The sequence below is a fragment of the [Clostridium] celerecrescens 18A genome, assembly GCF_002797975.1.
GTDB lineage: Bacteria > Bacillota > Clostridia > Lachnospirales > Lachnospiraceae > Lacrimispora > Lacrimispora celerecrescens.
The window spans coordinates 742,066-764,402 of the sequence record NZ_PGET01000001.1 but is presented as its reverse complement, the minus strand read 5'-3'; the positions used below and the strand labels follow the sequence as shown (position 1 = coordinate 764,402).

The window sequence follows — 22,337 nt, the reverse complement described above, 5'->3', positions numbered from 1 at the left end:
ATTATAGTACCAGTCTTGCGTTTCGTAAAGAAAAACAATGTTATAAAAAGTCCATGTTTTTCAATGTGTGAAAAACACGGACCTGCTTTAAGGTTTTCAAATACATTTTAATATTGATCTCTTCTTAATATATGTTTACATCCGATATAAGTCAATCCAAAATAAACGCCATAAATAAAAACGATAAATAATGCCGGGATAAGAACGCTATCCATCACATTCACACGCTCAAAGGCCATCATTACATCATTTACAGCCGTAAGCCCAACAATAGAATGAACAATTCCAAGTATAAAAGGAAGTAAAAAGTAACAAAGAATTTGTACAAACAATGCTCTGTCCAGCATTTTCTTTTCAGCCCCCAGCTTCCTTAACAATGCATAACGTTCCTTGTTATCCGATGCCTGGGCAAGCTGCTGGATTGCAAGTATTGCCGCGCAGGCAACCATAAACACAATACCAAGGTAAATGGCTAAAAAGGATATGATGGCTTTCATGGCAAGCGATGAGGCATAGATCTCATCTCTGCTTGAATAGTACCAAAAGCCCTTTTCCTGATAATCTTCGCTGTTTCTATATTGAATCAGTTTTTCCTGAAGTTCCTTTGATCCTTCCCCAGTTTTGCATATCATGTTAAGCACCTGATCCGGAGATTTGTCAAGGATCTCAGAAAATCCGTCATCTACGACGAATGTAATACCGGAATCACTGTTGGAAAGCTTTATGTTTTGCACTTCCCCCTTTGGCTGGAGCGTTTTACCCCCAAGGGTAATTGTTACATTTCTGTCAAGGAACTGCTGTGCAATATGCAGGTAGACATCGCCGGTCGCAATGATGAAATATCCGTTTCCAGGAAGGTCGTTCTTTTCCTTTCCCTGCATTTCTATAAACTTTTGAAAATCAGAAAACATAACAAAATCAACGCCGCGTTTCCCAATATCAAAGGACAGGGAAGAATAATCAACCGGGTAATCCTTGAAATGAAGGTCCCCGCGGTAAATACTATATTCATGGCTAATCGCATCAATACCTTTTATTGACAAAGGAAGGCTTTCATATATGGTCTTATGATTCCCTTTCCCATCACCATAAAAACTGACATCATAGGGTGCAGTCTCCTTTAAATCAGCTGACAGAATATTTTTCATGCTATAACCGGTTGAAAAAATGCCAATTACCAGAAGCAAAACAATGCTGACCACGGATATGGAAATAAAATTCGTGTTGATCTTACTGGTTAGCTGACGGGTTACAAACATGGTAAGGTTTTTATAATACAGCTTCCTATTTGATTGTATCAGCTTTGTAAGTATTCCCGAAAGAGAAAAGAAAAACAGCAGCGTACCAGCAATTCCTAAAATAATGGACCAAAGGAAGATACGATTAATATTAATAATTCCATTTTTCAAAACCAATCCATAGGCAGTTCCTAAAAAAACAATGGATACCAGGAAAACCAGCACAGATAATTTGGTACTTCTGATTTTTAAGCTCTCGTTTTTCCGGCCGCCATAAATCAAATCAATCAGTTTATACTTATTGACTGCAATTGTATTGAAGATGATTACGGTTAAAAAAATTACCGCAAAATAAAGGATACTTTTCACCGCTGCATCTGGAGAAAATATGAATTTATAGGCAGTCATATCTGCCTCAAATATTTTAGCAGTGAACACGGACATAAACTGGGAGCCAAAAACACCCAGGATCAGCCCTGCAATTAAAGCAAGGAGTCCCATGAGAAATGTTTCAAGTACAAGAATGGCAGAAATTTTACCTTTGCTCATACCAAGAGTCATGTAAATACCCATTTCTTTTTTACGACGCCTGATGAAAAAACTATTTGCATAGACGATCAAAAAACCCAGGATCACTGCAACAAACACAGATATGACTGATAATATCTTTCTAAGTGCAATCATGGAATCGGTCAGTATTTCCGTCACTACCATGATTTCCTTTTGTGCATAGATAGAGTTAAACATATAAAAGATAGAAACGCCAAAAACAAGAGTGAAAAAATATACCGTATAATCCTGCATGCTTTTTCCTACATTTTTAAAAACAAGCTTAGTCAGCACTTAAATCACCTCCAAGAAGGGCCATAACCTCCATGATCCGGTCAAAAAATTCTTTGCGTGATTCCTTGCCCCGGATAAGCTCATTAAACAGCTTTCCGTCTTTGATGAACAAAATGCGTTTGCAATAGCTGGCGGTAAAAGCATCATGGGTTACCATCAAAATGGCAGCATTTATCTGCTCATTGAGATTTTTAAAGCTTTCCAGAAGCATCTTTGCAGACCTGGAATCCAGGGCACCGGTAGGTTCATCGGCAAGAATCAGGCTTGGATTCGTAATAATAGCCCTTGCTGCGGCTACACGCTGCTTTTGTCCTCCTGACATCTGATACGGATACTTTTGCAGTACCTCCGTGATGTTTAAAAGGGAGGCAGCCTGGTGGATCCGTTCATCCATTTCTCCTGCAGGAGCTTTCATAATTGCCAGGGCCAGTGCAATATTTTCATGGGCAGTCAGAGTATCCAGAAGATTAAAATCCTGAAAAATAAAGCCAAGCTTTTCACGTCTGAACTTAGATAAGGCTTCTGCTTTCATCTCAGTGACATCAGTTCCATCAATATAAATATGACCTGAGGTAGCATCATCAATGGTGGAAACACAATTTAGAATGGTGGTTTTACCACTTCCCGATGCCCCCATGATTCCGATATATTCTCCTTCCGAAACATTAAAGCTGATATTATCAACAGCCTTTGTGACATTTCCTTTGTTCCCGTAATATTTCTGAAGGTTCTGAACCTTTAAGATTGTATTCATAGTGTCTGTCCTCTCCCTTAGTATTTAGAAATAATATTTGCTAAAATCGTAAAAGCATAAATATGGGCCGGATAAAAGGCATAAAAGAAATATTTCATTCCACGGCCCTTCTGTTTATTGTAAAGCAGCATAAATGGTAAAGCAAATACCATGCACCACTGGATATTATGCAAAAACATGCTTTCCACACCGACTTCGGGGTTATAACCCATTGCTAAGACTAAAATACTGAGCACCAGATAAAAAATACCTATTTTCTTTTTATCCTGGCTGCATAAATATAATCCAACGCCTAAAATAACCAGTATAATACCGCCTTCACAGAATAAGAGGGAAGGAACAAAGAACATTATCCCTCTTGCTATTAAAAATAAGCTGGGATTAGACATGGCCATAAAAATAATGATACTGCTGAAAACAGGAACAAGCATTAATAATACATATTGCAGAAACGGACGGTTTTCTTTCCTGCATATGGAAATCCGCTGAATACTGAATATGATCAGGCATATCACAAATAGGGTGGAAAAAATATTATTTATGATAATCCCCCCATTAGGCAACGGGAAATAATGATTAATCAGATCATTGCCAAAGTTCATAAATACAAATCCAAACCATAAACGCATTAAATATTTTAACGGGTTTCTTGTGTATCTCATGCCATTGGCTGTAGCAAAGATGAATAAAGGTGCTGATAATCTGCCCAGCATGGTAAACCACAGCGGAACCTGGAGAATACCTGAAAAAATATAGTGAATATGATCGAATACCATGAGCACCAAAGCAATTACTTTAATCTGAAAACTATTTAATCCTTTTTGTAACATTTATGATCTCCTTTTCTATTTCTAACTTATGTCTATTATAATTCCATCTTAGCTGTACAGCCATTGATTTTGCTTACAGGGAACGAACATTTTTGTCACTTTTTATTATATCAGGAAAACAACGGGCCAAGGGCTGCAAAGCAGTATTTTGCGTAAGCAGCACGATAATGGACGCTTACATCTTTTATACTGGAATCGCTTTGTAAACATTGGGATTGTACTTATTTGGGCTTTTAATTGTCCATACAAGTGCCTTGATCTGCGTGTTTGTCAGATCCAAAGGCTCAACGCCGTAATAATGGTTCGCCGCCTGCTTCAGTCCATAGCATCCTTCCCCGTAGTAAGCAATATTACAATAAAGCTCCAGTATTTCATCCTTTGTAAGATCTTTTTCAAGCTGAAAAGCAACAAATAATTCTGCCACCTTCCGTTCATATTTCTTTTCAAAAGAAAAGTACATATTTTTTGCAAGCTGCTGGGTGATCGTACTCCCCCCTTGCACGAAGCTTCCTGCGATCAGATTGTTTGCCATAGCCCTTGCCATGGCTATGGGATCAAACCCAAAATGATAGTAAAAACGTTTGTCTTCTGACTGCAACACCTGTTCTTTATATCCATCCGGTATTTCATCAAATGCGATATAACTGTTTTGCTGTTTAAGCTCCTCTACTTTATCCGGCACACTTATGGCTTCTGTCGCATTCCTATACATTTCATATCCGGCAGTAACTATAGGAGATATTTTTAAACTCCCCATAAGGAAGCTGATGACAGCAAGTAACAATATACTGATACTAATTGTTTTATTTTTCATCAAAATCACTCCTTTCTTGATTTGCTTCCTCAGTATAACAGGAGAAGAATCATGGAACCATAGATTTTACTTACGACAATCGAACAAATTTGTAAGATAAAAGGCTGTATGCTCCCGCAGAGGGAACATACAGCCTGTATTGTTGACACGCTGCTTTGCTTGCAGCGTATCGTGTGTTATACGCTCTGTCAGCGTTGCCGTCATAAAACAATAAATTAAAATTAACGCCTCATTCTTTAGGTTTGATTTATCTGTCTCCAGCTTTGCAGTTCAAGAATATTGCCTTCAGGGTCCCGTGCATAAACAAATACCGCTTCTTTGCCGTTTGGGTATGCCGCAGTAACCAACTCTCCGACGTTGCTTCCTCCCGCCCTAATAACTTCCGCTAAGGTTGCTTCCACATCATCCACTTCAAAAGCTATATGTGCAATTCCCGGGCGATTAATCTCCGGTGGTATGGTTCCTTCCAGCAAGTCGTATGAAAATATTTCAAGCGTTGGATGGTCTTCTACGTATCCGGGCAAAAGAAGATGTTCTCCTGTAATATGTGCATCATTCAATCCTGTTAGTCCGTCTAACCATCCCCCTCGCAGATCACGTGTTTCATTGATGCTTTTGCAGTGAAACACCTTTTTATAAAAATCAATCAGTTTATTTGCATCTTTAGCAATAATATTTGTGTGTACATAGCGGAACATGACCATTAATCCCCCTCTTCCGTTTTATAATTAATAATGTTCTGCATATCTTTGCTGCAAACTCAATTATACAGTACAAGTTTCAATTCTACAATTATAGTTCACTTCTGGGCGATAAATTTAAAGCGGAACCCTTTACTGCAGGAATGACTGTCTGTCTTTTGGAAATGTTATTTTAATTGTTGTACCGTCACCCACGGTTGACTCTGCTTCCAGACCAAGATACATCTTATTACAAAGCTCTTTGCAAAGGTACAGACCGATCCCCGTAGATTTGGCGAATGCTCTTCCGTTTTCACCCGTAAATCCCTTTTCGAACACTCTCCCAAGGTCGCCTTCAGAAATTCCAATTCCGTTATCCCGGACAAAAAGAATAATATTCTCCTGGTTTTCTGATGCCGAAAACCATAGGGTCAAAGCAGCCTTTTTATATTTGATGCTATTTGCAATAATCTGCCCAATAATGAAATCTAGCCACTTTTCATCGGCATAAACCGTATGATCAAGATCGTCCAGTTTCACCTGTGCGCCGCACCCTATCAGCTGTTTTGAATGTTTCTTTACAGCGGCCTTCACTAAACTGTCAAGAGAAAGCCTTCTGATGCTGTAGTCAGACGCTACATTTTTGCTCCGGGCATAATAAAGAGCCTGTTCGATATAAGAATCTACCCGTACAGTTTCCTCGGATATTTTCTTTGTTATGTCATTGCGGTTATTTTGACAGATCAGATCGATGCAGGAAATAGGGATCTTAATCTCGTGAATCCATGTTTCAATATATTCCCGGTATTCTTCCTGGGATATCTTATAGGATGCAATCTCATCGTTCATAGCTTTCGTAACACGCTTAAGAATTTCACACAGAACTTCCGCTTCGGCAAAATTAGGCTCTTCTAACAGGGAAGCGACATACTGCTTTTGCTCCATTGACTCCAGTGTTTTATTTAATCTCTTATAATATCTGCTGCGTATCAGGTATTCGTAAGCCAGTGCAACGAAAGAGGTTATGATAATGGTCGTACAAATAAGTATTATGGCATAACGGCTGATATGGTAGACATCTAACAGGAAGACCAAAAAAACAGCAATAAAGCTTTGCGCCAATAAAAACAGGATCTTATCTTTCAAAAAGCTTGAAAACTTCATATCATATACCCCTGGCCACGCTTGGTCTTTATAAAATCTGCAGCACCGATTTCTTCCAGCTTTTTACGCAGACGGTTCACATTAACAGTCAGTGTATTGTCATCAACGAATTCATCCGACTGCCAAAGCTCATCCATTAAATCATCCCGTGAAATAATACTGTTTGCGTTTTGCATTAAAGCAGAGAGAATCCGTAATTCATTTTTCGTAAGCTCAACCTCTTTGTTTTCATAATATACCGTGCTTTTTGCCATTGATAATGTTAATCCCTTATATTCTACTTCTGATGAATAATTCTTTTGGTTGGTGCGTTTAAGTATGGCTCCGATCCTGGCAAGCAAGATCTGAATGTTATAGGGTTTTGTTATAAAATCATCTGCGCCCAGGTTCATGCTCATCAGTTCATCCATGTCATTGTTACGGCTTGTTACAACCATAATTGGCACATCCGAAACCTTACGGATCTCCCGGCATACATGATATCCATCATAATAAGGCAGATTGATATCAAGCAAAATCAAATCTGCATCTGAATCCGTTGCTTCCGATATTATATTTTTAAAGTTATCACTTGTTTCACAAGAATAATTATAGCTTTCCAGCAGCGAAACCAATTCTGTTCTCAGAACGATATCGTCTTCTATAATAAACAGCTTCAAATCGAAATAACCTCCCAAATTTCCGTTTATTGGATTGATATTATACCCATCACTTATAATAGCTTGGCCATATAATATTCGTCCACATACGTCCCGTCCACAACCATGGAATTTTTCTTTATTCCTTCAACGACAAATCCATTTTTTTCGTAGAGGCGTCTCGCAGCATCATTGATACACATTACCGTTAATTCAAACCTGGTAACCCCTTTCTCATCGGCCCACTTGTCCAGCTGCTTAAAAAATGAGGTACCGATTCCCTGCCGCTGATAGGCTGCACGAATTCCCACTACGATATATGCAGAATGTTTTACTCTTCTTAAAATGCCTTTTTGCGCAGATATATATCCAACAATTACATGATCTGCTTCGGCAACTAAAAACAGATTATTGCCTGTGACAGCTTCCTTGATGGTGGATTTTATTCTATCGATATTTTTCATCCGTTCTTTTGGCTCATACATCATATATTTTGTTTCAGCATCAAGTGCGGACATCATTTGCCAAAGTGATTCCGCATCATTTTCCTCAATAGGTCTGATGATAACATTCATAAAACCTTATACCTCCTGTTTATTAACTGTGCATGGCTTTCGTTTCATCGGTCAAAGTTTGAAAAGAAACCAGCAAATAGCTGATCCTGTTCCGGCTTGTGGGTGACATAACCTATAGCAATTTTATTGTTTGTCAGTTCTATCAATTTTTGCGCGCCTTCTTCACCAAATGCTCCGTATAATTCAACTGCCCCATGCAAATTTTTTCTTCATATTATCTTCTCCTTTCCCAAGCCGGCGAATCAGCAGCAAGTGACAATAAAGCCTGAAAGATATCAAACAGATATCTCCCAGGCCTTTATTATTCCGCACCTCAATTATAAAACTCTGAGTTCTCTCTTGGTCACAGACCGGTTAAAACTGCGGAACCCTAGAAAACCTAATCTTTTACTTTATATAACAATATTCATTTCAACTGGTTATCATTATATATTTTATGGGATCATTCGTCAATAATCTTTGCTTATCGTTTTAGCAGGCACGTTTATTTGTTATTTCGCTGCCACAGCTTCAAAAGTGATAATATCCTCTGGTGATGTTGGATATCTACCCGGTTTATAATCTGAAGAAATCTCAATATCTTTAAATCCGATGTTTTCAAGCAATGACCGAAACTCTTCCACGCCATACCACCGCAGCGGAAAACGCTCTAATTCCGTCTGTATAAGCGCGCCGTCACGCCACTTTTCATACCGACCGTGGGAAATCGTATATTGATTGATATAATCAACTTCTACAATTTTATTTTCTAATGTAATGATATCCCCATTCGGACACTCCCAAGTCCTTGTGGTTACAATTCCTTTTGAAATATCACTTTGTAATAATATATCAACGATGATCCGGCCGCCGTCGGATAGATGCTGATGAAAGTTTTGTAATGCTTTTATGGAATCAGCTCTTTTGTATAATAAAAGAATGGTTCCCGTTGGTACGATAATAGCCTCATATTTTGATTCCAATGAAAAAGACTCCATCTTTGCCTCAAAAAGATCAGGATTAAAGCCCCTCCTTTTGCAATTATCATGACAGATACGCAGCATATCCGTTGAACTGTCAAATCCATCAATATGGAATCCTTTTTCTAAAAGCGGAATCAATGCACGGCCGGTTCCTGTTGCCGGTTCGAGAATCGGGCCTTTACATGACTTTAACCGATCTGCATAAAATTCTATGTCTCCAAAAGAATGGCCCACAGGCTTATCCAGATCATACACCTCGGAAGACAATCTTCCATAATAGTTCAACATCCTTTATCACCTTTCCTTCCTGATCATACTCATTCTGTCATTATGCTTTTTTAACAGGAATATAGATATCCATAACCGTATCCTGCCTATGATGACATCGTTCATCGTAGAATTCAAAATCAAATTTACTTTCGTCGTAAACATAGCCGCTATCCTGAAACCAATCTTCAAAAATATACTTCCATGTTCCTGCAATAACCTTAGCAAACTCTTTTTGCTCCTTATCATTGGTGGTATCCACAGGATTGGTAGTAAAAACGGCGTACTCAGCATTAGGAATTTCTGCTGTCAGCATATCTTCCCCGACATTTGTAAAATCATCCACAATCACGCCCAAAAGATATATTGCATTGCCTTCTTCTGATAAAGGAATATACAATCCCACTTCCCCATGCTTTGCAGGATTCAGAATTTTGTACATTTTACTTTCTAAATTTTCGCCATTATAATTGCTCCAGAAAGAAGCAATATCCTTTGTATAGGCAGCTCCGGTAATATCTGTTTTAATTCCATATCCGGCAACCTTAAATGAGGGCCTCTTTACAATAACAGGACACGCATTATTTACATCAGCATACACGGACATCTGCTCCACATACTGTGTAGGCGTATAGCCAAAGGCTTTACGGAAAGCTTTTGTGAAACCGCCGGATGTCTCAAACCCATAATCTACAGCGATGTCAATGACTTTCCTTCCCTTGAATAATTCCGCAGATGCCAAGGACAATCTGCGCTCTCGTATGTATTCCATGGCAGAGACACCCATGCATAGATTGAAAACCCTGCAAAAATGATAAAGAGAGTACCCGGATTGATTTGCAATTTCTTCTATCGTAATGTTTTCCCTGATATGGTCTTCCATGAACTCAATACTTTTTTCTATATGTTCTCTGTAATTCAATGTATATCCCTCCTGACATTTCTTATAAGGTATTATAGCATTCAATTTATACGAAAGATGCTCCTGCCTTGCTAAGTTAATGTAGGAATTTCATTTTAATATAAATAAAGTGCGTTTCCATGTCCGGAGAACGCACCTTATTCATATGATTCATATTTGCTTATCTAACAAATGGATCCGTATTCCATAAAAGAGCTCCATTACTTTCAATGACCTTCTGGTACCAATAAAAACTATCCTTTTTCATTCGGTTCAAATCTTTCGGGCTCTCATCATCCCGATTGACATATACAAGCCCATAACGCTTTTGATACCCGTTGCTGGTGCTTAGCACATCCACAAACGACCATGGTAGGAATCCTTCTACTTCCACGCCCATTTCTATTGCACGATGTATCGCTTTAAGATGCTTCTTCCAGTAATCGATCCGATAGTCATCATGAATTCTTCCATCCGCTTCCAGCATATCCCTGGCACCAATTCCGTTTTCTGTAATCATCATCGGGATCCGATATCTTTCATAAATATCACGCAGCAAGTATTCCATTCCATCCGGATCAATGGTCCAGTCCCAGTCATTGGTATCTGCATTGGGATTTTTGATGTATTCATAAAAATCAGGCATCACCTCATAGGCTCCCATAGCACCTTTTTGTCCTGTTAAGTTGCTTTTTGCCTCTATGAGATGATTTTTCTCCTTATCAGGGTATTTTACACATTTACTTGCATAATAGTTGACCCCAAGGAAATCAAGACGGCCCTCCCGTATGGCCTCCATATCTCCCTCCTGAATCACCGGCGCCATCTGGTGCTCTTTCAGATAATTCAAGGCACCAGGTGCATATTCTCCTCTGAAATAAATATCCAGGAAGAAATGATTCTTTAAATCCTCTGCATTTAACATGGCCAACATGTTTTTAGGAGAAGAATTTAGGCCATATACCGGGGAGTATCCGATTGCTGATCCAGCCCGCCCATCCTTTACATATTTATGAATCAGACTGCTTACCTTCGCCTGGGCTAAGTTCATATGATGGTTGATCTGAAATTTTATCTGGGGATTATCATGGTATTTGGGTGGAATATAGTTTTTCTTTTTCCAGAATTCCACTATAATACTCTGCTCATTGATAATCAGCCAGTTTTTAATCCTGTCCCCGTATCTCAGAATCAAAAATTCTCCATAAGAAGCAAAATCCTCCACACTTTGTCTGCTGATCCAGCCATCATATTTTTCTACCAGAGCCATAGGCATATCATAATGATAAATTGTTGGGACCGGCGTAATCCCATTGCGCAGCAATTCATCGATCAAGTCATCATAAAACGCGACACCCTTTGGGTTTACGTCTCCTACTCCATCAGGAAAAATTCTGGACCAGGAAAAAGAAAAACGGTAGGCATTAAATCCACACTCTTTCATTAACGCTATATCTTCTTTATACCGGTGGTAATGGTCACTGGCAATACTGGCATCCGAAAAGCCTGTATTCTGGTTTAACACGTCCATCTGGGACAGCTTCTTTCCATCCTCTGCAGCGGCTCCTTCCACCTGATATGCACTAGTGGCGGCCCCCCACAAAAAGCCTTTCGGCATCTGTTTTGGTTTTTGATTCATTCCGACATCTCCTTATTTATGTACCGTTTTTTCTTCGATCTTGTTATAAAACTTTTCAAATAACACTATCATCTTTTCCGCCAGGTTCACTTCTGTCATAATTGTCATCAGCGTGTCCTGTGCATGGTTGAACAACAGACTTGGCGGGATGGATTCTTCTCCTGAGATTTCTGCCTGAATTATTTCGGTCTGGGCATTGTGCGCTTTTAATATATCATGCTTTGCCTCCTCCAGATATTCTTTTGCTTCATCAAAATCAAAGGTCTCCACACAATCCAGAGCTTTGCCAGCCTTGTTTCTGGCATCTCCTGCTGCCATGACAATTTCCATTGCCACTTGTACTACCATGTCCTCATCCTTAAATTGCGGTTTTTCCATAAATTAACTCCTCATATTTCTTTCTTTACTTTACTGCCTCTTCCTCCATACACTGTTTTTCATACACCTTATAAAACGGGTACCAAATTACAAGATACAAAGCAAACAGCACAATATACAAAGGCACAGCCCGCCAGTCTTCTGTAATCATTACGCTGGAAAACGGCGCTGGAATCTGTCCCACCTGTATCATCTTTGATGGTATATTCAAAAGACCAAAGTGCATGGTGAGCCAGACAATTGCAGGACCAATTATACTGTTTATCCAGATAGGAAGCATAAGCAGAGGATTAAAAACTACCGGCGCACCAAACATCAATGGCTCGTTGATATTAAACACGGACGGGCCGATACAAATCTTTCCCATCGTCCTAAGCTTTTTTGATTTCGACTTAAGCATCAGTACATTAAGAGGAAGAGTTCCTCCCCTGCCGCCCATGGTAATCAATGCCGCTGTAAAAACAGCTTCACTGGTAGCGATATTTAACGGTGCTCCTCCATTTGCAACTGCGGCTATATTCTCTGCAATGGCGGCCATAAAAATCGGAGTCGTCACCGCATTGAATACCCAGCTGGAAATTCCCATAGAGTAAAAGATAACAGGAACAAAACAGATCATAATAAATCCGGGGAGAGTCTGAGCCCCTCTCTGCAATGGCATAAAAAGATTTACAATTAGCTGATAGAAATCAAGTCCCAGAACATTCCCTAAAACCATGGCAATTCCCAATGTGATGGTAATGGGGATGATATTGTTAATCCATTCACTGACAAAATCAGGAAGTGCCATATTATTCTCCAGCACATGGAGCTTTGCATAAAAATGAAACACAACTGCCACATAAATTCCCACAACTAATGCAAACATGATGCCTGCGGCTCCGATTCTGCCATTAGCGATCTGAAAAACACCATCAACTACCTGCGGTTTACAGAGCAATAAATAAGCTGCTATTGCTGTCAGGGAAGCGTTGATCTGATATTGCCCATGATCCAGCTTAATCATAGCCTCATGCGTTACGATAAACACCACGAATACAGCTAAAAGTCCAAAAGTAAAGTTAGCTATTACACTTAAATCCGGTAAAAAGGCCAGATAAGACCGGAATACATTATAGAAAAAGATCAGCGAGCCTGTCAAAATAAAGGGAAGTACCTTTTTCATGGTACTGGCTACTGCATCAATCCATGGATTGGCAAATACTTTCCTGGCTTTTGGAGCAAAAACATCGGATAACCAAATCATCAGCCCATTCATACCAACGTCCCTCCTTTTTCACTTTCTGCCAGAATCGCCAGATTCACCAGTTCTTCTCCATCTAAAGCGGAATAAATAGCGGAAGGAATCAATTTCACTTTTATTCCGAGAGGTTCATATTCCTCTTTCAATTTGGCCAGGGCCCCTTCATAATGAGGACCAACTAACAGCACATCCATCTTATTCACATATTCGCTGACTACGCTTTCACTTCTGGCATCAATTGACATATCCAGATTTCTTTTTTTTGCGGCCTGCCTGGCTTTCTGGGCCAAAAATCCGCTGGAAAAGCCTGCACCACAACACAATAACACTCTCAGTGTACCCATAATAACTCCTCCGTAATTTTGCACATCAGTCTTATTAACATTTCTCCATATCTTCAATAATCCCCATCAAGGTTTCATAACGTTTGTCCTTAATTAAGCGTTTCATACAGTCTTCATCCATCATAATCCGGGGCGCTGTTCTGTAAAAAGTTTCTAGATTTTCTTTCCGGGTTGAAATTGACAGCAAAAATACTACCTGCACATCACAATGGTACCATCGTATGGGCTTATTTAAAATTGCAACACATACAAAGGTTTCATCCGTCAAGGGCTTATAAGGATGAGGAATTGCAATTTGTCCGCAAAAATCCGTCTGCATGATCTTCTCTCTGTATAAGACACTTTCTTCAAATTCTTCCGGTGTCTTTCGCACCATTCCAATGCGCTGACAAAGCGTGTGAATCACCTCTTCACGGTTCTCCCCTTTTACATCTACAAAAAACAAATCCTCAGAAAAATAACGCTTTATCGTATCTGGATGATTATCTTCTAAAATCCACTTTACCTGGTTAATATTATGTCTGTCAAAAAAATACTGCACCTGGTAAATTGGAACCGGAACAGGGAATGCTATGGGAACTGTAGAAAACACATAATCCACATCATTAAAATCCTTGCCCGGCAGAGAACCAATATCGCAGATTTCTACTTTATTTAAATATCCCTCGAATAATTCTTTGAACCGGTATTTAAACAGCCTGGCGCTGCCCTCTCCTGATGCACAAACCAGCAGAATATTTCGCTTTTTCTTTTTCTTATTCCGCTCCATGGAAAGAGCAAAGCATAATGCCAGATAGCCAATTTCATCTTCAGATACCATTGCATGAAAATATTCAGAAAGTACGGTAGCCGCCTGCGCCGCTACTGCATATGGAAAGCTGTATACCTCCTTAATTTCTTTTAACATAGGATTTTCAAGTTTTAAATGATACCGAAGCCTTATCCGCAGGGATATCATATGCTGTCTCAGAGATGTGCTTAAGTCAAAATCCGATTTAAAATCCAGCTGAAATACCTGATAAACGTTTTCCAGCATCTCATTGACCAGCTGATTTATCTCCATATCAATGACCACATTCCCATGTTCACTGGCCAGCAGCTTCTTTTTCCCTGACAAATGAATGGCAAGATACTTGATTTCCGGTACCGGAATACATATTCCCAGAGCATGCTCCAAACCCAGACTGCACCTCCCGGCCACCTTAATATCGCTCTCCTGCAGCCACTCCTTGCTGTCGACCTCTTCCATGGTGATACCACTCCCCATCTTCCATCGGTAAAGAGCAATCTGAATTTGGAGAACAATGTTGGAAATATCCGTCTCGTAAATGGTATATCCCCTCTCGCGGATATTGTCTAATATCTGTTTTCTGATTATCTCAGCTTCTTCAAAAGTTTCATAAATTTTCTGAAACCACACATCACTCAATTCATAAAATATAGCACTTAGAGCTAAACGGAAAGCAAACTCTGTTCCTTTCATTTTAAGCCCATAATAAGGCTTTCGTTCTAATGATATATGATGACGGTTTAAGAATTTTTCCACTCCTTTTAAGTCTACGGATATGGTTTTTCTTGACACATACAGCTGGTCACATAGAGTCTCTATTTTTATGTAGCCTGGAGTTTGAAAAAGCAGTGCCAGCACATATTCCATTCTCTGTTCCCCGGAATCCGGAATTCTGGAAGGTATTTCTTTCTTACAAAATTCCTGGTACCGTTCCCTGTCTGTTATATGAAGCCACAGCCCCTTCTTTCTCTGTCTCTCTATTATGGCACCCTTTTCGTTCAGCTGTTGTTCCAATTGGTTAAGCAGATCTCTGACAGTTCTCTGGCTCAGCTGAAGCCTTAAGGCAAGTTCACCAACCGTTATAAAATTATCCTCTGAAAGGTTAGCCAAAATTGTATACAGTCGTCCATCCACTTGTATCCTCCTCCATAACCAAATTATCAACATACTTGTAACTGCAGTTCTTTTCATCGATAACCAAAGTATAGCATTTTAAAATTAATGATTCAATTTCGTATTTTTCCATTATAATGTGGAAAAAAGTACATGGATCATGCTTCTTTATATGGCGGGTCACATGAATAATTCATTACTCTTTTATCTATTTATAAGGTACTCTTAAATCGATAAACGCTTCTGATATAAGTACAACTTATCTCATATATAAAAAGCATTAAGTTTACCAATATCAATAATCATGATATAATAAAGTGAATTAAATACATCCCATCAGCATTTGTCATGGGTTTAAAGGAGAATCATCATATGGAGAGATTAATAGGTACTGTATCAAGGGGTGTACGTGCTCCAATTATCCGCCAGGGAGACGATATAGCAGATATCGTTATTACTAGTGTACTTGATGCAGCCAAAAGTGAAGATTTTGAATTGCGTGACCGTGATGTTGTCGCGGCTACCGAGGCTATCGTTGCCCGCGCTCAGGGAAACTATGCTACTGTAGATCAAATCGCCGCTGATATTAAAAATAAATTCGGTAATGAAACCATCGGTATAGTATTTCCTATTTTAAGCCGTAACCGTTTTTCCATTTGTCTTAAGGGCATTGCAAGAGGCGCGAAAAAGATCGTAATCATGTTAAGCTATCCTTCGGATGAAGTAGGTAATCACCTGATCGATCTTGATGCTTTGGATGAAAAGGGCATTAATCCCTGGACTGATGTTTTAACCGAGGCACATTACCGTGAACTTTTTGGTTATCGTAAGCATACGTTTACCGGAGTTGATTACATTGAATATTACAAGGAACTTATCCAAAATGAAGGCTGTGAAGTAGAAGTTATTCTTGCAAATGACTGCCGCACTATCTTAAATTATACAAAGCATGTTCTTAACTGCGATATTCATACCCGTTTTAGAACGAAACGCTTATTAAAAGCAGCCAATGCAGAGACTGTGTTTGGTCTTGATGATATCTTAACCGCACCGGTTGATGGCAGCGGATATAACGAAAATTATGGCCTGCTTGGCAGCAATAAAGCTACTGAAGACACCGTTAAATTATTCCCCCGCAACTGCGAACCCATTGTTAAAAGGATTCAAGACGGACTCCTTGAAAAGACTGGAAAGCATATTGAAGTAATGATTTATGGTGACGGTGCTTTCAAAGATCCTATGGGTAAGATTTGGGAATTGGCAGATCCGGTGGTTTCTCCGGCATATACAGAAGGTCTGGAAGGACAGCCCAATGAAGTCAAATTAAAGTATCTTGCGGATAACGATTTTGCGGATTTAAGCGGAGCGGAATTAAAGGCTGCAATTTCAAATTATATTCAAAGCAAGGACAGCAATTTAGTTGGTAGCATGGTATCACAGGGAACTACCCCTCGCCGGTTAACCGACTTAATCGGTTCCCTCTGTGACCTTACTTCCGGTAGTGGTGATAAAGGTACACCTATCGTATTAGTTCAAGGCTACTTTGATAATTACACCAAATAAGTCGGATATTATAAAGACAGAGAGATAAAAAAACAATGGCTGAGAATCGTCCAGCATATGACAGGATAAGAAAACTATATGATTATGGGCAACTGCCAAGTGAAATATCTAAAACAAGTGTATCGTTCTCAATGGGCGATACGCTTGTTTTTTGTTTTGTCCTGGAAATGAACGACAGCGAAATGACGAAACAAAAGCCGGGTTTGAGGTGGCAACCCCTGAATAGTGCTCTTGATGTTTTTATCATCTGGACATATAATATAAATAGTGTAGAATTAAAAATAAAAAACAATCGATATAAGCACAGACAGAAAAAGGAACTAACTACGCTATATTCACTATAAAAATGAGGGGAAATGATTTGATTATCAAAAACAGCTAGCAATTCAATATGTTGAACTTTTCAATTCACTGTATCAAGCGTTTTTAATGTCAAAAACAGGGGTAGAATTGGTTAACAACGAGTGCCAACAAAACCCAACCAATTAAGGAGGAGGCCTATGAACTGGGAGCCGTGGACAGGTTGCTACAAAGCAAGTGATGGCTGTACAAATTGCTATTTTTACGGACCTTATGCGAAACGCTATGGTCAAAACACAATACATAAAACAGATAAATTCGACTGGCCTATACGGACAAATGCAAAAGGTGAATACAGAATTAAAGGAGATAAAATTCTTGCAACATGCTTTGCCACTGATTTCTTTCTCCCTGAAGCAGACGAATGGCGTAACGAAGTTTGGGCTATGATCAGGAAAAGAACAGATATAGAATTCTTGATTTTGACAAAGCGAATTGACCGTTTTCTTGTTTCACTTCCATCGGATTGGGGTGCAGGATATGACAATGTAAATATTGGATGCACTGTTGAAAATCAAGAACTGGCAGACTATAGACTTCCTTTATTTTTATCCTATCCGATAAAACGGCGCTTTATAGCCTGTGCACCACTTTTAGAAGCGATAGATTTAACCCCTTATCTTCATGGAGTAGATCATGTTACAGTTGGTGGTGAAACAGGACGGGAAGCTCGTGAATGTGATTATGATTGGGTTCTTAATATCCGTGAACAATGTGCAAAAGCAAACGTAACATTCTGGTTTAAAAACACAGGCTCACTATTTAAGCATGATGGGGTAGTGGATAAGATAAATCCATTTAAGCAAACCAGCGTAGCTAAAGAATTTGGTATAGATATTACAGATGGTAAAAAGTTGTTTTGATGGAAACACACCGCTCTCCATTCATCATCCATAAGCCAAACGGAATAATCCGAAAGCTTGATGAATGGAGGGGCCTGAACTTGTGTTAAGAATCATTGATGCTTTGCTCTGACATACTCCATTGCTTCCTTGCCGGTCATGTGATCAACATCAATAGCAATAACGTAAGCATGGGTACAGCCAGCTATTTCCTTGTTCCTGGCATCTTCCGGCTGATCACCTGAATATTTTTGCACCAAGGCTTTAAATGCTTCTAATCGTTCATCTCCTTCCGCAATTCTGGCTTTTCCAAAAGCGATAACACTGCGGAAGTAAGAAGTATATTCCTTACTTACAATCGTATCTTCATCAATTACCGAAAAAGATACCTTAGGATATTTTGTGATAGCATCAACTTTATGACCGGCTTTCGCTGAATGGAAATAAATCTTGCCATTGAAATATACGTAGCTCAGCGGAACAGCGTAAGGATAATCGTCATCCCCGAAGCATGCCAAGATGCCATTGGTGCATCTTTCCATTACAGCGATTGTCTCTTCCGCCGATAATAATTGTTTGTTTCTTCTCATTTCTCTAAACATTTGGTGTTTTCCCCTTCCTTGAATGGTAATCCTGCAGATATATAACTATGCCAACTCCCGCAATGATCAGATTTCCACTCACTCGGTCACAAACCAGTTAAATTACGGAACACAAGATCACTTAAATCTTTAATAAGATGATGTTTCTCAGATTAAGCTTGATTATAAACTCGTTTTTGAAATTAGTCAATGTTATTCAATTTATGGGAAATATGCGATCAAATGTTATTATTTTTTTGTACTTCTCAATGCCTTTTATGTTCAATAACAGGATTACTTTTTAATTTGTAATATTAAATTAAACGCGGTAAATGATGTTCTTATAATTAGTAACATTACTTGGACATGCAAAATATACTATATTATGAAAGGAGATAAATTAATATGTTATATAGTATTTATCGCGATCATAAAATACTGAAATACAAATCATTAATATTCAACGCTGGAAATATGAATGATGCTAACACTACTGGATCTGACACAGCACAGCTGGGAGGATCCGGTATTTTTATATTAGGATGGCTTATGCCTCAAGGTGATACCGATGAATATTCATTAACTTTTAGTGTACCAAAAGATGCTCGAAAAGGAAATCATAAATCGAGAGTATTTGTTCATTTAATAAGTGATAATTCAAGTATACCAATGGGCGATCGATTCTCAATCAGACTCTCATCATTATTTACCAAAGCCAACGATGTAATCGATATAGCTAATTTAAGTACTGTTAACAGGGAGAACATCCTTGTTCAAACTTCACCTGGCAGCCAGCAGTATAATCATTATGTAATAGAATTTTTTTTAGATGATTTTTTTCATGCAGAAGATTTTGCCTTACTTAGTATTGCCCGTATTCCAGCTTTTAATGACTATGCCGGCGCGATAGCTATAACTAGTATAGAATTTAGATATATATGCTGTTAAATATAAAATCCGCTGATCTGTAACATTGGATCAGCGGATTTTTGCTATTTACCTGGAAGCCAGGAAATAATATACTGCACCTGTTCCGGGGTTGGTATCTCGGGTTTTGCAAGCTTTTGAAATTTCCCCGACAATTCCCTTTCCAATGCAGCCATATGAAAATGGCAGGTCGCTATACCCATATCCACTCTTTGAATGTCAACCTTATCGTTTTCGCTTTTTAAAGATCTTGCCAGATAAAAATGATACGTGTCTTTATCCTGCACGATCCTCCATGGCTGTTTATTAACAGCAGAAGGAGCCAGACGCACCATTTCCAACGGGAATGCAAACTCCCCAGCATCATCTTTTGTCAAAGGTTGTGAGAAGTTCTGTTTGAAAAATAGCTCGCTCCATTCTTTTCTCTGATCTGCCTTTGACACCCATCTCATCAGCGATTCCATAGTTCTTTTTTTACCTGCTGGATATCCGATGGGAGAAATGCAGGGAAAAAGATCTCCTTCTTTTAGATTCATGGCCGCAGCAAAACCGCTGCGGTTAAAGGTTCCCCCAAGCCAGCAGGTACCAAGTCCAAGGGATGTGGCATACAGAACCAGTTTTTCGAAAGAATAGCCAAGGGCTTCTAAAGCCAGTTCTTTATCTGCTGCCGATGCAGCAATATAATTCCCTGCACCTTTAATAACACCATAGGTTCCCAGCTTCTCTCTATCGGATGATGAAGCCTTTTCCAGAAGTCGAAAGGTAACATCTGCGGAAAAAGGATTGGATAATTTATTAATATAGGCGTTGATTTGATCCTTTTCATTTGCTGAAAGATCACGGTTCTCATAAGTCCTGACACTGCTGCGGGCATTGACTGTTTTAGCAACAGGGAAATCCATTTTCATAGTTTGCTGCTCCTCCTTTTTCAGACTAACGTCTTATAAAGATTGATATTACCTGGTTTTTCCACGAGATCCGCAAACAATGCGATGGCTTCCTTAAAATGCTTTGGCGCCATATGTTTGTTCAGCGCTTCCTGATCTTCCCATTCCTCAAGTATTGTCAGAAGCTGTTGGTCTTTTATATCCTGCAGCAGCTCATAACGGATACAGCCAGCGTCGTTCTGCCTGGTATCCTGTACAAGCTGCTTTGCTAATACGATAAATTCTTCTACCTTTTCTGATTTTATAAAATTTTCTGCAACAACTTTAATCATTGATTGATAAACTCTCCTTTTCGTTTTGTCACCAAATTTCGTAATGTACCCGATCCGCTTTATAACGGTCAACAAATTCATTACGCTGTCCATCAGGGTATCCGATGGAAATCAGCGCAAAGGGTCTGATATGATCCGGAAGATGGAACAAACGGCTCACATTTTCCGTAACAACATCGGATGTAGCGACGCCAAGCCATACGCCCCCAAGTCCAAGATGAACTGCTTCCAGAAGCATGTTTTGTGCCGCAGCGCTCATATCCTGCTCCCAACCGGCAGGTACTTTCAATTCTTTGTCATTGGCCAGTAAAACAAAGGTTGCCGCGGAATTCTCAGCCAGTTTCGCATAAGGAGACGTTTGAGCAATTTGAGCCAGTCTTTCCTTATCCTTTACCACAATGAATTCCCATGGCTGCTGATTGGCAGCCGATGGCGCCTGCATAGCTGCGCGCAGCAGCTTATCAATTTTTTCAGGTTCCACTTCCTGCTCTTTAAATTTACGAATACTTCTTCTGATATAAATTTCTTCCATAGACATAACCTCTTTAATTTGAATTTCTATTTATTTTTTATCGTCCAGACTTTCAAGAAGCTTGTTGCTGATTTCTATAAATTTAAGGGTTTCTTCTTCTGTCAAAACGTCCTTGTATTTCTCTTGAAGCTGATTCCATGCTGTTAAAATTTCATTTTGCAAGGATAGACCCTCTGGTGTTGTACTTAGATATACATTCTTTCCTTCCGCTTGTTTTACAATCAGTCCTTTCCGCTCAAGCCTCTCAAGCAGGCGAGTTATGGTTGACGGTGTCAAATGCAGCATTTCGCCAATTTCTTTCTGTGGTATTCCACCTTTGAGGTTTACAATATACAGGAGCATAGCATGGCTGGGTGACAACCCGGTTTTGCGGAAGGCTTCATCTGCCATTTTTCCCAATTCCCTGGCCAGTTTCGCAGAAGTAAAAAACAGGCAGCCATTTAGCATACACTCCTGATCGTTTGATTCATAATTACAATTCAAAACATTCCCTCCTTTGTTTGTACATACAAATATAGCATTTCTTTATTTTACTGTCAAGTCTAGTATTTACAATATTATGAGCTATGAAGCTGGCAGCTCCTTGCGGTGGTAAAAAAAATTAGGGCGTATATATCCACCGCCCTAATTACGATTCTTTTACTGACCAAACAGCTCCTCCAAATGATTCAGTGGAAATGGTGTCATAGCCAACGGCTTTACTGCAATGGACATGAGCATAGCTGGATTATCATCTGCTGCAATTCGATTGGAACTCAAAGCGCCGCACATTCGGCATCTGTGAATAATCGCCCATTCGCCCCCCTTGCGTACCCAAACACTGACTGGCTCCATAATTCCTTTGCATAAGGAAGCACGGTCACCGGGATCATTGTCTATATGAATACTTGATAAACACTTCGGACAATGGTTTCGATGCCGGCTCCCGGCACCTTCCGGCACTACAAGCGTTCCGCATACCTTGCAGGTGAAGCTCTCAGTGCAGGCAGAATGCCGGTAATCAATTTTGGGGGTGAAGCTTGAAGCGGCTTTGATATCAGTCATCTTCTGATATGCATCATATCGTTCTCTTTTTAGTTTCTTTGAGCGAAGGGCCTCAAGAACCTGGCACCCATCTTCGTGGACATGGGTGCAATTCCT

Annotated in this window: 26 protein-coding genes; 4 read left to right on the top strand and 22 right to left on the bottom strand. The window is 39.5% G+C overall.

Annotated elements, in window-relative coordinates:
- Positions 1-107 precede the first annotated feature (107 nt).
- From H171_RS03655 to H171_RS03585, 16 genes are all read right to left on the bottom strand, one after another.
- A complete protein-coding gene (locus H171_RS03655; RefSeq protein WP_100303935.1) occupies positions 108-2,081 on the bottom strand; it encodes an FtsX-like permease family protein in 1,974 nt (657 codons plus the stop codon).
- Positions 2,071-2,835, bottom strand: a complete 765-nt coding sequence (locus H171_RS03650) for an ABC transporter ATP-binding protein (protein ID WP_100303934.1) — start codon at positions 2,833-2,835, stop codon at positions 2,071-2,073. Before H171_RS03650 ends, H171_RS03655 begins: the two co-directional genes overlap by 11 nt.
- 17 nt (positions 2,836-2,852) lie before the next feature.
- Entirely contained in the window at positions 2,853-3,665 is an 813-nt protein-coding gene (locus tag H171_RS03645) for a TraX family protein (RefSeq protein WP_100303933.1), read from the bottom strand.
- A gap of 184 nt (positions 3,666-3,849) precedes the next feature.
- Positions 3,850-4,479 (bottom strand): biosynthetic peptidoglycan transglycosylase, encoded by a 630-nt coding sequence (locus H171_RS03640; RefSeq protein WP_100303932.1) that lies wholly within the window; start codon positions 4,477-4,479, stop codon positions 3,850-3,852.
- 236 nt (positions 4,480-4,715) lie between these two features.
- Positions 4,716-5,177 carry a VOC family protein gene (locus H171_RS03635; protein WP_100307406.1) on the bottom strand — a complete coding sequence of 154 codons (462 nt, stop codon included), beginning with the start codon at positions 5,175-5,177 and terminating at the stop codon, positions 4,716-4,718.
- A 135-nt stretch (positions 5,178-5,312) separates the two neighbouring features.
- On the bottom strand, positions 5,313-6,323 hold the full coding sequence (locus tag H171_RS03630) for a sensor histidine kinase (RefSeq protein WP_100303931.1): 1,011 nt from the start codon (positions 6,321-6,323) through the stop codon (positions 5,313-5,315).
- Positions 6,320-6,982 carry a response regulator transcription factor gene (locus H171_RS03625; RefSeq protein WP_100303930.1) on the bottom strand — a complete coding sequence of 221 codons (663 nt, stop codon included), beginning with the start codon at positions 6,980-6,982 and terminating at the stop codon, positions 6,320-6,322. Before H171_RS03625 ends, H171_RS03630 begins: the two co-directional genes overlap by 4 nt.
- 53 nt (positions 6,983-7,035) lie before the next feature.
- On the bottom strand, positions 7,036-7,536 hold the full coding sequence (locus tag H171_RS03620; RefSeq protein ID WP_100303929.1) for a GNAT family N-acetyltransferase: 501 nt from the start codon (positions 7,534-7,536) through the stop codon (positions 7,036-7,038).
- Positions 7,537-7,580: 44 nt separating this feature from the next.
- A complete protein-coding gene (locus tag H171_RS24865) occupies positions 7,581-7,736 on the bottom strand; it encodes a DUF6506 family protein (protein WP_157803108.1) in 156 nt (51 codons plus the stop codon).
- Between the two features lie 291 nt (positions 7,737-8,027).
- Positions 8,028-8,786 carry a class I SAM-dependent methyltransferase gene (locus tag H171_RS03615; RefSeq protein ID WP_100303928.1) on the bottom strand — a complete coding sequence of 253 codons (759 nt, stop codon included), beginning with the start codon at positions 8,784-8,786 and terminating at the stop codon, positions 8,028-8,030.
- A gap of 40 nt (positions 8,787-8,826) precedes the next feature.
- Positions 8,827-9,687 (bottom strand): AraC family transcriptional regulator, encoded by an 861-nt coding sequence (locus tag H171_RS03610; RefSeq protein WP_100303927.1) that lies wholly within the window; start codon positions 9,685-9,687, stop codon positions 8,827-8,829.
- Positions 9,688-9,847: 160 nt separating this feature from the next.
- Complete coding sequence (locus tag H171_RS03605) at positions 9,848-11,305, bottom strand: glycoside hydrolase family 1 protein (protein ID WP_100303926.1); 1,458 nt, start codon at positions 11,303-11,305, stop codon at positions 9,848-9,850.
- Between the two features lie 12 nt (positions 11,306-11,317).
- Positions 11,318-11,683: a PTS lactose/cellobiose transporter subunit IIA gene (locus tag H171_RS03600; RefSeq protein WP_100303925.1), complete on the bottom strand. Its 366-nt coding sequence runs from the start codon at positions 11,681-11,683 to the stop codon at positions 11,318-11,320.
- A gap of 25 nt (positions 11,684-11,708) precedes the next feature.
- Positions 11,709-12,941, bottom strand: a complete 1,233-nt coding sequence (locus H171_RS03595; RefSeq protein ID WP_100303924.1) for a PTS sugar transporter subunit IIC — start codon at positions 12,939-12,941, stop codon at positions 11,709-11,711.
- Positions 12,938-13,270 carry a PTS sugar transporter subunit IIB gene (locus H171_RS03590; RefSeq protein ID WP_100303923.1) on the bottom strand — a complete coding sequence of 111 codons (333 nt, stop codon included), beginning with the start codon at positions 13,268-13,270 and terminating at the stop codon, positions 12,938-12,940. Before H171_RS03590 ends, H171_RS03595 begins: the two co-directional genes overlap by 4 nt.
- A gap of 34 nt (positions 13,271-13,304) precedes the next feature.
- A complete protein-coding gene (locus H171_RS03585; RefSeq protein ID WP_166433589.1) occupies positions 13,305-15,194 on the bottom strand; it encodes a BglG family transcription antiterminator in 1,890 nt (629 codons plus the stop codon).
- A 351-nt stretch (positions 15,195-15,545) separates the two neighbouring features.
- Here H171_RS03585 and H171_RS03580 point away from each other — a divergent pair, with 351 nt between their 5' ends.
- From H171_RS03580 to H171_RS03570, 3 genes are all read left to right on the top strand, one after another.
- The gene (locus H171_RS03580) at positions 15,546-16,736 is read left to right on the top strand and encodes a coenzyme F420-0:L-glutamate ligase (protein WP_100303921.1); all 1,191 of its coding nucleotides are present in this window, start codon (positions 15,546-15,548) and stop codon (positions 16,734-16,736) included.
- Positions 16,737-16,771: 35 nt separating this feature from the next.
- Positions 16,772-17,080: a hypothetical protein gene (locus H171_RS03575; RefSeq protein ID WP_100303920.1), complete on the top strand. Its 309-nt coding sequence runs from the start codon at positions 16,772-16,774 to the stop codon at positions 17,078-17,080.
- A gap of 156 nt (positions 17,081-17,236) precedes the next feature.
- Positions 17,237-17,959: a DUF5131 family protein gene (locus H171_RS03570; RefSeq protein ID WP_100303919.1), complete on the top strand. Its 723-nt coding sequence runs from the start codon at positions 17,237-17,239 to the stop codon at positions 17,957-17,959.
- 92 nt (positions 17,960-18,051) lie between these two features.
- Here the strand turns inward: H171_RS03570 and H171_RS03565 are convergent, their stop codons facing one another.
- Positions 18,052-18,540, bottom strand: a complete 489-nt coding sequence (locus H171_RS03565; protein WP_100303918.1) for a pyridoxamine 5'-phosphate oxidase family protein — start codon at positions 18,538-18,540, stop codon at positions 18,052-18,054.
- Positions 18,541-18,924: 384 nt separating this feature from the next.
- Here H171_RS03565 and H171_RS03560 point away from each other — a divergent pair, with 384 nt between their 5' ends.
- A complete protein-coding gene (locus H171_RS03560; protein WP_100303917.1) occupies positions 18,925-19,467 on the top strand; it encodes a hypothetical protein in 543 nt (180 codons plus the stop codon).
- 44 nt (positions 19,468-19,511) lie between these two features.
- Here H171_RS03560 and H171_RS03555 read toward each other — a convergent pair whose 3' ends face one another.
- The 5 genes from H171_RS03555 to H171_RS24860 all read right to left on the bottom strand — a co-directional run bounded on the left by H171_RS03555 (position 19,512) and on the right by H171_RS24860 (position 22,241).
- Complete coding sequence (locus tag H171_RS03555; protein WP_100303916.1) at positions 19,512-20,354, bottom strand: nitroreductase family protein; 843 nt, start codon at positions 20,352-20,354, stop codon at positions 19,512-19,514.
- Positions 20,355-20,374: 20 nt separating this feature from the next.
- The gene (locus H171_RS03550; protein WP_100303915.1) at positions 20,375-20,665 is read right to left on the bottom strand and encodes a putative quinol monooxygenase; all 291 of its coding nucleotides are present in this window, start codon (positions 20,663-20,665) and stop codon (positions 20,375-20,377) included.
- Between the two features lie 28 nt (positions 20,666-20,693).
- Positions 20,694-21,197, bottom strand: a complete 504-nt coding sequence (locus tag H171_RS03545; RefSeq protein WP_100303914.1) for a nitroreductase family protein — start codon at positions 21,195-21,197, stop codon at positions 20,694-20,696.
- Positions 21,198-21,227: 30 nt separating this feature from the next.
- Complete coding sequence (locus H171_RS03540) at positions 21,228-21,680, bottom strand: MarR family winged helix-turn-helix transcriptional regulator (protein WP_100303913.1); 453 nt, start codon at positions 21,678-21,680, stop codon at positions 21,228-21,230.
- A gap of 156 nt (positions 21,681-21,836) precedes the next feature.
- A complete protein-coding gene (locus H171_RS24860; RefSeq protein ID WP_334293236.1) occupies positions 21,837-22,241 on the bottom strand; it encodes an RNHCP domain-containing protein in 405 nt (134 codons plus the stop codon).
- Positions 22,242-22,337: the final 96 nt, after the last annotated feature.

Bases quoted from the DNA above. Each gene is read 5' to 3' on its own strand.
- H171_RS03565 (WP_100303918.1), bottom strand. From the start codon at position 18,540: ATGTTTAGAGAAATGAGAAGAAACAAACAATTATTATCGGCGGAAGAG.
- H171_RS03600 (WP_100303925.1), bottom strand. From the start codon at position 11,683: ATGGAAAAACCGCAATTTAAGGATGAGGACATGGTAGTACAAGTGGCA.
- H171_RS03605 (WP_100303926.1), bottom strand. From the start codon at position 11,305: ATGAATCAAAAACCAAAACAGATGCCGAAAGGCTTTTTGTGGGGGGCC.
- H171_RS03620 (WP_100303929.1), bottom strand. From the start codon at position 7,536: ATGAATGTTATCATCAGACCTATTGAGGAAAATGATGCGGAATCACTT.
- H171_RS03595 (WP_100303924.1), bottom strand. From the start codon at position 12,941: ATGAATGGGCTGATGATTTGGTTATCCGATGTTTTTGCTCCAAAAGCC.
- H171_RS03580 (WP_100303921.1), top strand. From the start codon at position 15,546: ATGGAGAGATTAATAGGTACTGTATCAAGGGGTGTACGTGCTCCAATT.
- H171_RS03555 (WP_100303916.1), bottom strand. From the start codon at position 20,354: ATGAAAATGGATTTCCCTGTTGCTAAAACAGTCAATGCCCGCAGCAGT.
- H171_RS24860 (WP_334293236.1), bottom strand. From the start codon at position 22,241: ATGACTGATATCAAAGCCGCTTCAAGCTTCACCCCCAAAATTGATTAC.
- H171_RS03640 (WP_100303932.1), bottom strand. From the start codon at position 4,479: ATGAAAAATAAAACAATTAGTATCAGTATATTGTTACTTGCTGTCATC.
- H171_RS03630 (WP_100303931.1), bottom strand. From the start codon at position 6,323: ATGAAGTTTTCAAGCTTTTTGAAAGATAAGATCCTGTTTTTATTGGCG.
- H171_RS03550 (WP_100303915.1), bottom strand. From the start codon at position 20,665: ATGATTAAAGTTGTTGCAGAAAATTTTATAAAATCAGAAAAGGTAGAA.
- H171_RS03590 (WP_100303923.1), bottom strand. From the start codon at position 13,270: ATGGGTACACTGAGAGTGTTATTGTGTTGTGGTGCAGGCTTTTCCAGC.
- H171_RS03650 (WP_100303934.1), bottom strand. From the start codon at position 2,835: ATGAATACAATCTTAAAGGTTCAGAACCTTCAGAAATATTACGGGAAC.
- H171_RS03615 (WP_100303928.1), bottom strand. From the start codon at position 8,786: ATGTTGAACTATTATGGAAGATTGTCTTCCGAGGTGTATGATCTGGAT.
- H171_RS03635 (WP_100307406.1), bottom strand. From the start codon at position 5,177: ATGTTCCGCTATGTACACACAAATATTATTGCTAAAGATGCAAATAAA.
- H171_RS03560 (WP_100303917.1), top strand. From the start codon at position 18,925: ATGTTATATAGTATTTATCGCGATCATAAAATACTGAAATACAAATCA.
- H171_RS03645 (WP_100303933.1), bottom strand. From the start codon at position 3,665: ATGTTACAAAAAGGATTAAATAGTTTTCAGATTAAAGTAATTGCTTTG.
- H171_RS03570 (WP_100303919.1), top strand. From the start codon at position 17,237: ATGAACTGGGAGCCGTGGACAGGTTGCTACAAAGCAAGTGATGGCTGT.
- H171_RS03545 (WP_100303914.1), bottom strand. From the start codon at position 21,197: ATGGAAGAAATTTATATCAGAAGAAGTATTCGTAAATTTAAAGAGCAG.
- H171_RS03575 (WP_100303920.1), top strand. From the start codon at position 16,772: ATGGCTGAGAATCGTCCAGCATATGACAGGATAAGAAAACTATATGAT.